The sequence below is a fragment of the Jiangella rhizosphaerae genome, from assembly GCF_003579925.1.
Taxonomy (GTDB): domain Bacteria; phylum Actinomycetota; class Actinomycetes; order Jiangellales; family Jiangellaceae; genus Jiangella; species Jiangella rhizosphaerae.
Map to the genome: position 1 here is coordinate 19,367 of NZ_QUAL01000074.1, position 11,126 is coordinate 30,492.

Below are 11,126 nucleotides of genomic sequence, written 5' to 3' on the forward strand. Positions count from 1 at the left end.
GGTTGGAGAGTGCGGCGTGCGGGTGGCGGCCCTGCGACGAACGGTCGTCCTGCTGCGACGAATGGTCGCAGGCTTGCACGCGGCCCCTGCTGCGACGGTGCGGTACACTTGGTACATGTCTGGAGCTCCGGTCGAGTCGATCCGCCAGGTCCGCCAGCACTTGGCCGACGTCGTCGAGCGGGCGGAACGGACGTCCCCCACCGTGATCACTCGACGGGGTGAAGCAGTGGCCGCGATCGTCTCGCTCGCCGACTACCAGAGATTGCGCCGGGCCGATCGTGGCTCGCACGGAGCCTGGGCCGCGCGTGTGGCTGCGCTGCCACCGGTCTCGGGTGACGTCGACCTGGTCGGCGTGTTGCGCAACGCGAGAGCCGAACGCGACGCCGAGCTCGCTCGGTGATCGTCGTCGACGCGTCGGTCGTCGCCGAGGCGATCGTGAACCGGGACTCCGCGTACTTGGCCGTGCTCCTGACGGGTGAGGCGGCGGCACCCGCGCATCTCGATGCCGAGGTGCTGTCGGTCTTCCGCGGCCTCGTGAGGGGTGGGCACCTGCGAAGCGGCGATCTGCCCGCGTACACCGAGGCCCTGGCCACGGCCCCGATCGAGCGGCTGGACATCCCGGTGTTGGCGAGTACGGCGATCACGATGTTCGAGAACCTCACCGCCTACGACGCGCTGTACGTGTCGGCCGCGATGCACCACGATGCGCGCTTGTGCACTCGTGACCATGGCATGGCGCAGGTCGCCGCACGGGTCGGTGTGCCGCTGGTGACGGTCGCCTGACTCAGGGACTGCGCCAACGGTCCTCGGGATCCCAGTCGCCGCGGTTGAGGTCGAGGTTCTCGGGGGTGTGCAGGCGGACCATCGTGCGGTTCACGCCGGGCGCCATGTGCTGCTGGGTCGCGAGCGACACCGCGATCATCACGAGGAACGCCAGCGGCATCGTCCAGGCGGCCGGCTGGGCCAGCAGCGCACCGATCCAGCCGCCCTGCGGGTCGCCGAGAATGGTGACGACGACGGCGAGCGTGGAGGCGCCGCCGCCTGCCAGCAGGCCCGCCACGGCACCGGGCCAGGTGAGCCGCCGCCACCAGATGCCGAGCAGCAGCAGCGGGCAGAACGACGACGCCGCGACGGCGAAGGCGAGCCCGACCACGTCGGCGATGCCGAGGAACGGGCTGGTCAGCGCGATCCCGATCGGCACCAGCAGGGCCAGGAACGCGCCCAGGCGAAACCCGGTCACCGGACTGCGGACGCGACTGTGCAGCAGGTCCTGCGACAGCACGCCGGCCACTGACACCGTCAGGCCCGACGACGTCGACAGGAACGCCGCGAACGCGCCCGCCGTCACCAGCATCGACAACGCCTCACCGGCGAACCCGTCGACCAGCCGTCCCGGCAGTACCAGCACGACGGCGTCCGTCCGGCCGGTGAGCAGCAGCTCCGGCGTGTACAGCCGGCCCAGCGCGCCGTAGAGGCCGGGCAGTACGTAGAACACGCCGAGCAACCCCAGCACCGCCAGCGTCGTGCGTCGCGCGGCCCGCCCGTCGGGGTTCGTGTAGAACCGCACCAGCACATGCGGCAGCCCCATCGTCCCGAAGAACAGCGCGATGATCAGCGAGTACGTCGCGTACAGCGGATGGTCGCCGCCCGCGGTCAGCGGCAGGGCCCACGACTGGCCGGCCATCGGGGTCAGCGACGAGGCGTGCGGGATCGGCGCGCCGGCCGGGAAGTCGAGCACCGTCCCGGCCTCGACGTCGTGCGGCCCGGGCTCCAGCACCAGCTCGTCGTCGTCCGCCGTCACCACGACGCGCGACGGCACGTCGATCGTCACGTCGATGGTGACCTCGACGGACGTCGCCTCCTCGAACACCGGCTCGCCGGGCGGCGCGAGCTCCGGCCGTCCGTCGTTCTGCCAGACCAGCAGCAGGAAGATCACCGGGACCGCCAGCGCCGTGAGCTTCAGCCAGTACTGGAAGGCCTGGACGAACGTGATGCTGCGCATCCCGCCGCCGAGCACGCTCACCAGCACGACCAGCGCGACGACGACCGGCCCGGCCCACTGCGGCGCCCCGGTGACCGTCCGCAGCGTCAGCCCCGCCGCCTGGAACTGCGGCAGCAGGTAGAGCCAGCCGATCGTGACGACGAGGATGCTCGCCGCCCGGCGGGCGTGGGCCGACTCCAGCCGTGCCTCGGCGAAGTCCGGCAACGTGTACGCCCCCGACCGCCGCAGCGGCGCCGCCACCAGCACCAGGAGCATCAGATAGCCCGCGGTGTAGCCGACCGGGAACCACAGCATGTCGGTGCCGTACGCCAGCACCAGCCCGGCCACCCCCAGGAACGACGCCGCCGACAGATACTCGCCGCCGATGGCCGACGCGTTCCACCACGGCGTCACTGTGCGGGACGCGACGTAGAAGTCGCTGGTCGTGCGGGCGGCGCGGACCCCGTACATGCCGATGAGCACCGTCGCGACCGCCGTCACGACGACCGCGACGATTCCCGCGGACGTGCTCACCGCCGGTTCACCATGTCGCCGAAGTCGCGCTCGACCCGTTCGGCCGCGCGGACGTAGAACCAGGCGGCGGCGACCAGCGCCGGGTAGACCAGCCCGCCGAGCACGAGCCATGGCAGCGGCACGCCGGCCAGCTCGATCTCGCTGACCCGCGGTGCGACGGCGAACAGCAGCGGCAGCGTCGCCAGCAGTCCGAGCACGACGCCGGCGACGGCCAGGCTGAGCCGCAGCTGCGCGCGCAGCAGGGCCCGCATGTACACCTCGCCCAGCTGCGTCTGCGCGTCGATCTCCGCGGTCACCGCCCGCCGCAGGGCCGGCGCCCGGCGGCGTCGCGGCCCGGTGACGGTGACCCGCTCCGTCATGGCGTCACCGCGTCCCGCCGGCCCGCCGGACCAGCCGGTCGCGCAGCTCACGGGTGTGCCGGCGGCTCACCGGCAGCGTGGTGTCGCCGATGACGACGGTGTAGCGCCCGGCGTCGGCGCGCAGCTCCTCGATGGACGTCAGCGCCACCAGGTAGCTGCGGTGGATGCGGACGAAACCGGCCGGTGCCCAGCGGTCCTCCAGCGTCGCGAGCGGCACGCGCAGCAGGTGGCTGGCGCCGTCGTCGGTGTGCAGCCGCGCGTAGTCGCCCTGGGCACTGACGTAGGCGACCTCGCTGCGCCGGATGAACCGGGTGACACCGCCCAGCTCGACGGAGATCGTCTCGTCGTCCGCCTCGTCGCCGGCGGACCGCGTGCCGCTGACGGCGTCGGTGGCGCGGCGGATCGCCTCGAACAGCCGCTCGCGCCGGTACGGCTTCATCACGTAGTCGACGGCGTGCAGGTCGAACGCCGTGACGGCGTGGTCGTCGTAGGCCGTCACGAAGACGACGGCGGGCGGACGACGGAACCGGGCCAGCACGCGGGCGAGGTCGAGACCGGACAGCCCGGGCATCCGGATGTCGAGGAAGACGGTGTCGACGTGCTGCTGCTCGAGCAGCCGCAGCGCCGCGGCGCCGTCGCCGGCGGTCAGCACCTGGCCGACGTGCTCGTTCTGCTCCAGCAGGTAGGCGAGCTCGGCCAGCGCCGGTGGCTCGTCATCGACGGCCAGAACGCTGAGCATGGCGGCGAGGCTACAGGCCGAGATACACCCTGACCAGGCTCTCGATGCGCATCAACTCATGCTTCGAGCACAGCCCACGCCGCTCGACGAAGCGTTCCTTGCTGACGGCATGGAGGTCGGTCACGTTGGCGTAGGACTCGTCGTAGCGGGTGAGCCCCGCGTCAGGGCCGAGCGGGACGTGGGTGACGGCCGGCCCGGGAGTGCCAGTGACCACGCTGATCGTGATGTGGCCCGACTTCGCATTGAGGGTGCTGGCTGAGAGGACGACGCCCGGATGTTCCCCGACTGCAGGAACGTCGACGTTCCAGACCTCTCCACGCAGGGGCGGCCAGCCGACGGTCACTTGGCGACGCCGTCGGGCAGCGGTGCCTGCTCGCCGCCGTAGTATTCGGCGATCTCGTCGGCCATGCGCTGCTCGAGGGCCTGCCGGTGCAATCGGGTCAGCGCCTCGCGGACGATCTCGCTGCGGCCCTCCAGGCCGAGCACCTCGGCGTCCTTCTCCAGATCGCGGGCGAGCTGAGCCGGGATGCGGGCTTGCCAGACCTCACTCTTGGCCGGGCGCTCTTCAACGGTCACGTGTATTCGCTACGTCATACAGAGTGTGCGCGTCTACCGGAGGGCTAGGTCGCGTGGACGCCCGGGCGGTACTTCGGGACCCGCAGGCTGACCTTCGTCCCGGCGCCGCGCGCGGTCTCGATGACCAGGCCGTACTCGTCGCCGAAGACGGCGCGCAGCCGCTCGTCGACGTTGCCGAGGCCGACGCGGTCGCCGGCGGCGTCGCCGGCCAGCAGACTGCGGGCCAGCTCGGGGTCCATGCCGACGCCGTCGTCGTCGATGCTGATCAGGGCCTCGTTGCCGGCGTCCTCGGCGATGATCGTGATGTGGCCGGGGTCGGACCGTCCCTCCAGCCCGTGCCGCACGGCGTTCTCGACCAGCGGCTGCAGGCACAGGAAGGGGACGGCGACGGCGAGCACCTCGGGCGCGACCCGCAGGGTCACCGACAGCCGGTCGCCGAAGCGCGCCTTCTCCAGGGTGAGGTACCGCTCGATCGAGCGCAGCTCCTCGGCCAGGGTCGTGAAGTCGCCGTGCCGCCGGAACGAGTAGCGGGTGAAGTCGGCGAACTCGAGCAGCAGTTCACGGGCGTGCTCGGGGTCGGTCCGGACGTACGACGCGATGGCGCCGAGCGCGTTGTAGATGAAGTGCGGCGAGATCTGCGCCCGCAGCGCCCGGATCTCCGCCTCGGCCAGCTTGGCCCGTTCGCGGTCGAACTCGGCCAGTTCCAGCTGCCCCGACACGAACCGGGCGACCTCCTCGACGGCGCGGACGAGGCCGGCGGACGGCCGCGTGGACGTGTAGGCGATGAGCGCGCCCTCCACGCGGTCGTCCGTGGTCAGCGCGGCGGCGACGGCGTGCCGGACCGGGCAGTCGAGCCGGTCGCACTCGACGGCGGCCGGGCCGAGCACGTCGGTGTTGCCGTCCAGCGCCCGCACCGCGTGCCGGCGCACGTCGTGCAGGTGCTGAGCGGCGCCGGCGCCGTCCCACGTCACGACGTCGTCGCCGTCGGTCAGCGCGAGCGCCGGCGTGGCCAGCAGCTCCCGCAGGTGCCGGGCCGCCTTGTCCGCACCGGCGGCCAGGCCGGCCCGCAGCTCGGGCGAGGCGAGGCTGGTGGTGTGCAGGATCCGGTACGTCGTCTGGTCCTCGGTGGTGCCCAGGACCAGCCGCGACCGGACCAGCCGGGCCAGCAGGACGGCCGCCAGCGACACCGCGACGACCGCGACGACGACCACCACCACCGCCTGCCAGCTCATGCAGCGGACCCTACTGCGCCGCGGCGCCTACCCGGGGCCGGTCGAGCGCGGCACAACGCCGCAGCTCCGCCTCGCTCGCGTTGCCACCCGTGCAGACGACGGCAACCCGGCGGCCGGCGAACCGGCCGGGGTCGGCCAGGACGGCGGCGAGCGCGGCCGCACCGGCGCCCTCGGCCAGCGTGTGGGCGTCGCGCAGCAGCCGCCACTGCGCCGCGGCGATCTGGTCGTCGTCGACGAGCACGAAGTCGGCCAGCCGCTCGCGCAGCACCCGCTGCGGCAGCGCGAAGCCCGACCCGGTCGCGAGCCCCTCGACGGCGGTCCGGTTCGGCCGCCGCACGATCGTGCCGTCCCGCCAGGAGTCGTGCGCCGCGGGCGAGCCGGCCGCCTGGACCGCGATGACCTCGCAGCCGGGCGCCAGTGCCGCCGCGACCAGGCAGGCCGCCGCCGCGCCGCTGCCGCTCCCGACCGGGACGACGACGGCGTCGAGGTGCGGCTGCTGCGCGAACAGCTCGGCGTAGGCCGTCGCGACCCCGGCGATGATGTCGGGGTCGTCGGCGGCGCTGACCAGCCGCATCCCGCGCTCGGCGGCCAGCGCGCGGGCGTAGGGCGCGGCGTCGTCGAAGGTCGCGCCGTGCTCGACCAGCTCCGCGCCGAGCCGCCGGACGGCGTCGGCCTTGGCCGGGTTGGGGTGCTCGGGCATGACGATCGTGCACGGGACGCCGAACAGCCGCGCCGCGTAGGCCAGCGACTGCGCGTGGTTGCCGGTCGAGTAGCCGACGACGCCGCGCTCGCGCACCGCCGGGTCCAGCCGCGACAGCAGCGTGATGCCGCCGCGCACCTTGAAGGCGCCGGTCGGCTGGGTGTTCTCGTGCTTGACGAACACCGTCGTGCCGGCCGCGGCGTCGAGTGCCGGATAGTTCCAGGTGGGTGTCGGCGGCAGGTGCGGGGCGAGCAGCCGCTGGGCGTCCAGGACGCTGGCGAGGGTGGGAGGCTCCATACCGACCACCGTCGCGCGCGACGACTCATAGGTCCAATGCCGGTCTTCTCGGTATGCATCGATGGCGTCTATGCTTGCTGGTCATGCTGGACCTGACCCGCCTGCGCGTGCTGGTCGCTGTCGCCCGGGAGGGGTCGGTGACGGCCGCCGCCGACGCGCTGCACTACGCCCAGCCGTCCGTCAGTCACCACCTCGCGCGGCTCGAGGCCGAGGTGGGGCTGCCGCTGACTCAGCGGGCCGGCCGGGGGCTGCGGCTCACCGAGGCGGGGGAGCTGCTGGCGCGGCGCGCGGAGGAGATCCTCGGCCAGGTCGAGGCCGCCGAGGCCGAGCTGTCCGCGCACGCCGGCCTGCGCACCGGCCGGGTCCGGCTGGCGGCGTTCCCGTCGGCGCTGGCCACGCTGGTCCCGGCGGCGGCCGCCCGGTTCGCCGCCGCCCATCCGGACGTCGAGCTGGCGCTGACCGAGGCCGAGCCGCCGGCCGCGCTGACGGCGCTGCGCACCGGCGACGTCGACGTGGCTGTCGTGTTCACCCACGGCGTGCTGGAGGAGCGCGGGGTGATCGTCGAGCCGCTGCTCACCGAGCCGCTCTACCTGGTGACGGCCGCCGGCGACGCGGAGTACGTTCTCCGCCCGGCTGGGAGGGTGCCCACCCTACGGGCGGGCACCGACAACCTCGCGCATGCCGCGCCCGCCGGCAGCCTCGCCGCGCACGCGAGCGCTCGCTGGATCGCCGGCTGCGAGCGCTGCCGCACGCACCTCGTCGAGTCGTGCGAGCGGGCCGGGTTCAGTCCCGTCATCGCGTTCGAGACCGACGACTACGTGGCGGTTCAGGCGCTGGTCGCGGCCGGTCTCGGCGTGAGCACACTGCCCGGACTGGCACTGACGGCGAACCGGCATCCCGGCGTCGTCGTCGAACCGCTCCCGGACGATCGCCGTACCGTCGCCGTCGCCACCTATGGCCGCTCGCCCGCCCCGCTGCCCGTCCAGGCGTTCCTGACGGCGCTGCGCGAAGCCGCCGCCGCCCTCCTCGTTGATCTTGGAGAAAAGCCGCCAATGCGGTCCGAAATGCCCGATTGATACCGGCATTACTCCAAGATCAACATGGGGGTGGCAGCGTCAGGGGCCGGCCGGAGAGGGGCCCCGGTTCCCGGCTGTGCTGTTCTCCTGGTGCGCTGCCGCTCGGGGCTTCGGCGACCGACTCCGCTTGGGTCGCCGCCCGCTGGCCGCCTCCGCCCCCGGATTGATCACGTTCACTAGGAAATTCCGTGTCGTACTACGCCTGCGATCGTGGTGAGGCTCGGGTAATCGTGGTGATGTACGCGATCGCCGATGAGCACCACCGTCCATAGCCNTACGCGATCGCCGATGAGCACCACCGTCCATAGCCGGGCACACCGGGACGAGCGGGCACGCGGAACGTCCAGTCGTGCCCAGATTCCACCCCGTCCCCCTTGGCCGCAGTCCCGGCGAACGAGAAGCCCCGGCCAACCACCCCACTCCGAAGTTGATCTTGGAGTAATGCTGCTATTGAGGCCGGGAATGTCCGATTGATACCGGCATTACTCCAAGATCAACGTGGCCGCGAGGGTTGGCTGCGACGCCGACTTCACGACGTGGTGACGACCGGCTGCTTCGCGGTGGGGATGACCAGCGGCGTGCCGGTCTCGGGGTCGTCGATGATCCGGCAGGCCAGGCCGAACACGTCGCGCACCAGCGTCTCGTCGACGATGGCCGCGGGGGCGCCCTCGGCGACGATCTCGCCGTCGCGCATGGCGATCAGGTGGGTGGCGTAGCGGCAGGCGTGGTTGAGGTCGTGCAGGACGGCGACCAGCGTGCGGCCGTGCGAGACGTGCAGGTCGTGGCATAGGTCGAGTACCTCGATCTGGTGCGCGATGTCGAGGAACGTCGTCGGCTCGTCGAGCAGCAGGATCGGCGTCTGCTGCGCCAGCACCATCGCCAGCCAGACCCGCTGCCGCTGCCCCCCGGAGAGCTCGTCGACCCGCCGGTGGCGCAGGTCGGTGATGCCCGTGCTGGTCATCGCCTCGGCGACGGCTTCGGTGTCGGCGGCAGACCACTGCCGGAACAGCCGCTGGTGCGGATAGCGGCCGCGGGAGACGAGGTCGGCGACGGTGATGCCCTCGGGCGCGATGGACGACTGCGGCAGCAGCCCGAGCCGGCGCGCCGCCTCCTTCGTCGAGTACTGCGTGATCAGCCGGCCGTCCAGGTGCACCGCCCCGGCCGACGGCTTGAGCATGCGGGCCAGCGCGCGCAGCAGCGTCGACTTGCCGCACGCGTTCGGTCCGACGATCACCGTGAACGACCCGTCGGGGATCGACACGGACAGCTCGCGGGAGATGACCCGCTCGTCGTACGCGAGCGTGAGGTCGTTCCCGTGCAGCCGGGGTTCAGACATGGTTGCGCCGCCCTTCCCGCGCGAGGAGCCAGACGAGGTAGAGACCGCCGACGCACACCGTCACCACGCCGACCGGCAGCGGCGTCGGCAGCACCCACTGGGCGACGAGGTCGCTGGCGCCCAGCAGCGCCGCACCCATCAGCGCGGCCGCGCCGACGGCCGCGCCCGACGCCCCGGTCAGCCGCCGGGCCAGGTGGGGCGCGGACAGTGCGATGAACGCGATCGGGCCCGCCGCCGCGACGGCGATGGCCGCGAGCACCGTCGCGGCGATCAGCATGCCCAGCCGGGTGCGTTCGGCGTTGACGCCGAGGCCCGTCGCGGCCTCGTCGCCCATCTCGATCAGCCGCATCGGCCGGGACAGGACGGCGAGGAGCGGCGCGACCAGCGCGACGCCGATGCCCACGGCGACGACGTGGTCCCAGGCGCGCGTGTTCAGCGACCCGGTCAGCCAGACCTGCGCGCTCGCCGCCTGGATCAGCTCGGCCCGCATGAGCATGTAGTGGACCGCCGAGGTCAGCATCGCGCCGGCCGCGATGCCGACGAGGATCAGCCGGAACCCCTGGACGCCGCGCTTGTAGGCCAGCAGGTAGACGGCGACCGCGGTGGCCAGTCCGCCGACGACGGCGCCGCCGGCGACCTGCAGCATGCTGCCGCCGGTCACGAGGATCACGAACACCGCGCCGGCCGACGCGCCGGACGTGAAGCCGATGACGTCGGGGCTGCCCAGCGGGTTGCGCGACAGGCTCTGGAACACCGCGCCGGACGCTCCCAGCGCGCCGCCGACCAGGAACGCGACCAGCACGCGCGGCAGCCGGCGGCCGTTGACGATGAAGTCGGCCAGCGGGTCCGGCGGGTTCCCGAACAGCGTCCGAACCACGTCGCCCGGTGAGATGGTGAAGTCGCCGACCGCCAGCGAGGTCAGGAACACCGCGATCAGCACGGCGACGAGAAGCCCGCACATCAGCACGACCCGGCGGTCGAAGCGGACCGACAGCTCGCCCGGCCCGCGCAGGACGTAGCCGGTCGGCGACAGGTCGGTCGGCTCGACGGCGATGCGGCTCACGACGACACCATCCGGCGGCGGCGCACCAGCGTGATGAGGACCGGCCCGCCGATGACCGTCGTGACGATGCCGACCTGCAGCTCGCCGGAGCCGAGCACGACCCGGCCGACGATGTCCGACGCCAGCAGCAGGATCGGGGCGACCACCAGGCAGAACGGCAGGATCCAGCGCTGGTCGGGGCCGGTGAACGCGCGCACGATGTGCGGCACCATCAGCCCGACGAACGCGATCGGCCCGATCGCCGCGGTCGCCGCCCCGCAGAGCAGCGTCACCGCGAGCACCCCGATCGCCCGGGCCAGGAGGACGTTCACGCCGAGCGCGGCGGCGGTGTCGTCGCCGAGCGCCATCGCGTCGAGCGTCCGGGCCAGTCCCAGCGCGAGCAGCACGCCGACGACGACGAACGGCAGAACCGAGCCGACGGTCTCGACGTCGCGGCCGGCCAGCGACCCGACCTGCCAGAACCGGTAGACGTCCAGCACCTCGGGGTCCATGATCACCATCGCCTGGGTGAACCCGAGCAGCACGGCCGCCAGGGCGATGCCGGACAACGCCAGCCGCAGCGGCGACGCCTGCCCCCGTCCGAGTGACGCCAGTGCGTAGACGACGATGCTGGCCAGAGCCGCGCCGGCGAAGGCGAACCAGATGTAGCCGTAGAGGCTCATCGACCCGAACAGCGTCACGCCCAGCACGACGGCGAACGCGGCGCCGGCGTTGACGCCCAGGATGCCCGGGTCGGCCAGCGGGTTGCGGGTCAGGGCCTGCATGAGCGCGCCGGCCAGGCCGAGCGCGATGCCGCAGATCACGCCGAGGAGGGTCCGGTTCACCCGCATGTCCCCGACGATCACCTGGTTGCTCGCGTCGCCGGAGTCGAACAGCGCCCGGACGACGTCGTCCAGCGGAATGTACTTCGCGCCGACCGCGATGCTGGCGAGGCAGGTCACCGCCAGCACCGCCGCGCAGACCACCAGCCACAGCACCCGGCCGCGGGTCGTGCGGACCAGCCCGGCGGCCGCCGTGGCGGCGTCCGTCGTGGTGCCGGCCGGCGGCTCGGACGGCCGGTCGACGGTCGGAACGGGCATGAGCAGAGGCTAACCTTACTTACCCCGAGTGCGCGAATCCGCCCCGTTCGTCCCCGCCGCCGCCCCTCACTGTTGACGCTTCTATGTCAAGCTGCTGGTTGTTGGCAGGTCGCGGGTGGGAAGTCGTGGCGGAGTTCGCGGTGGATGACGTCGG

At 72.6% G+C, this 11,126-nt stretch carries 13 protein-coding genes; 3 read left to right on the forward strand and 10 right to left on the reverse strand.

The window, feature by feature from the left end; genetic code table 11:
* Nucleotides 1–115: 115 nt before the first annotated feature.
* Together DY240_RS08615 and DY240_RS08620 are read left to right on the forward strand one after the other, a co-directional pair.
* Nucleotides 116–400, forward strand: a complete 285-nt coding sequence (locus DY240_RS08615; protein WP_119659538.1) for a type II toxin-antitoxin system Phd/YefM family antitoxin — start codon at nucleotides 116–118, stop codon at nucleotides 398–400.
* Nucleotides 397–783, forward strand: a complete 387-nt coding sequence (locus DY240_RS08620) for a type II toxin-antitoxin system VapC family toxin (protein WP_119659521.1) — start codon at nucleotides 397–399, stop codon at nucleotides 781–783. Before DY240_RS08615 ends, DY240_RS08620 begins: the two co-directional genes overlap by 4 nt.
* A 1-nt stretch (nucleotide 784) precedes the next feature.
* On the opposite strand, the gene DY240_RS08625 is transcribed toward DY240_RS08620, so the two are convergent.
* Genes DY240_RS08625 through DY240_RS08655 form a run of 7 tightly spaced genes read right to left on the reverse strand, consistent with a single transcriptional unit; the run spans nucleotide 785 to nucleotide 6,418 of the window.
* On the reverse strand, nucleotides 785–2,515 hold the full coding sequence (locus DY240_RS08625; RefSeq protein ID WP_119659522.1) for a sodium/solute symporter: 1,731 nt from the start codon (nucleotides 2,513–2,515) through the stop codon (nucleotides 785–787).
* On the reverse strand, nucleotides 2,512–2,874 hold the full coding sequence (locus tag DY240_RS08630) for a hypothetical protein (protein ID WP_119659539.1): 363 nt from the start codon (nucleotides 2,872–2,874) through the stop codon (nucleotides 2,512–2,514). Before DY240_RS08630 ends, DY240_RS08625 begins: the two co-directional genes overlap by 4 nt.
* A 4-nt stretch (nucleotides 2,875–2,878) precedes the next feature.
* Nucleotides 2,879–3,613: a LytR/AlgR family response regulator transcription factor gene (locus DY240_RS08635; protein ID WP_119659523.1), complete on the reverse strand. Its 735-nt coding sequence runs from the start codon at nucleotides 3,611–3,613 to the stop codon at nucleotides 2,879–2,881.
* Nucleotides 3,614–3,623: 10 nt separating this feature from the next.
* A complete protein-coding gene (locus DY240_RS08640; protein ID WP_119659524.1) occupies nucleotides 3,624–3,956 on the reverse strand; it encodes a type II toxin-antitoxin system PemK/MazF family toxin in 333 nt (110 codons plus the stop codon).
* Nucleotides 3,953–4,189, reverse strand: a complete 237-nt coding sequence (locus tag DY240_RS08645) for a ribbon-helix-helix protein, CopG family (RefSeq protein ID WP_158602779.1) — start codon at nucleotides 4,187–4,189, stop codon at nucleotides 3,953–3,955. The genes DY240_RS08640 and DY240_RS08645 overlap by 4 nt, the downstream gene beginning before the upstream one ends.
* A 44-nt stretch (nucleotides 4,190–4,233) precedes the next feature.
* The gene (locus DY240_RS08650; protein ID WP_119659526.1) at nucleotides 4,234–5,421 is read right to left on the reverse strand and encodes a sensor histidine kinase; all 1,188 of its coding nucleotides are present in this window, start codon (nucleotides 5,419–5,421) and stop codon (nucleotides 4,234–4,236) included.
* A 10-nt stretch (nucleotides 5,422–5,431) separates the two neighbouring features.
* Complete coding sequence (locus DY240_RS08655; RefSeq protein ID WP_119659527.1) at nucleotides 5,432–6,418, reverse strand: threonine ammonia-lyase; 987 nt, start codon at nucleotides 6,416–6,418, stop codon at nucleotides 5,432–5,434.
* A gap of 83 nt (nucleotides 6,419–6,501) precedes the next feature.
* Here DY240_RS08655 and DY240_RS08660 point away from each other — a divergent pair, with 83 nt between their 5' ends.
* On the forward strand, nucleotides 6,502–7,494 hold the full coding sequence (locus DY240_RS08660; protein WP_119659528.1) for a LysR family transcriptional regulator: 993 nt from the start codon (nucleotides 6,502–6,504) through the stop codon (nucleotides 7,492–7,494).
* Between the two features lie 529 nt (nucleotides 7,495–8,023).
* Here the strand turns inward: DY240_RS08660 and DY240_RS08665 are convergent.
* From DY240_RS08665 to DY240_RS08675, 3 genes are read right to left on the reverse strand one after another with little or no spacing between them, the layout of a single operon-like run.
* Nucleotides 8,024–8,830, reverse strand: coding sequence for an ABC transporter ATP-binding protein (locus tag DY240_RS08665; protein ID WP_119659529.1), 807 nt, complete (start codon nucleotides 8,828–8,830; stop codon nucleotides 8,024–8,026).
* The gene (locus DY240_RS08670; RefSeq protein ID WP_233552660.1) at nucleotides 8,823–9,893 is read right to left on the reverse strand and encodes a FecCD family ABC transporter permease; all 1,071 of its coding nucleotides are present in this window, start codon (nucleotides 9,891–9,893) and stop codon (nucleotides 8,823–8,825) included. The genes DY240_RS08665 and DY240_RS08670 overlap by 8 nt, the downstream gene beginning before the upstream one ends.
* Entirely contained in the window at nucleotides 9,890–10,972 is a 1,083-nt protein-coding gene (locus DY240_RS08675) for a FecCD family ABC transporter permease (RefSeq protein WP_119659530.1), read from the reverse strand. The genes DY240_RS08670 and DY240_RS08675 overlap by 4 nt, the downstream gene beginning before the upstream one ends.
* Between the last annotated feature and the right edge of the window lie 154 nt (nucleotides 10,973–11,126).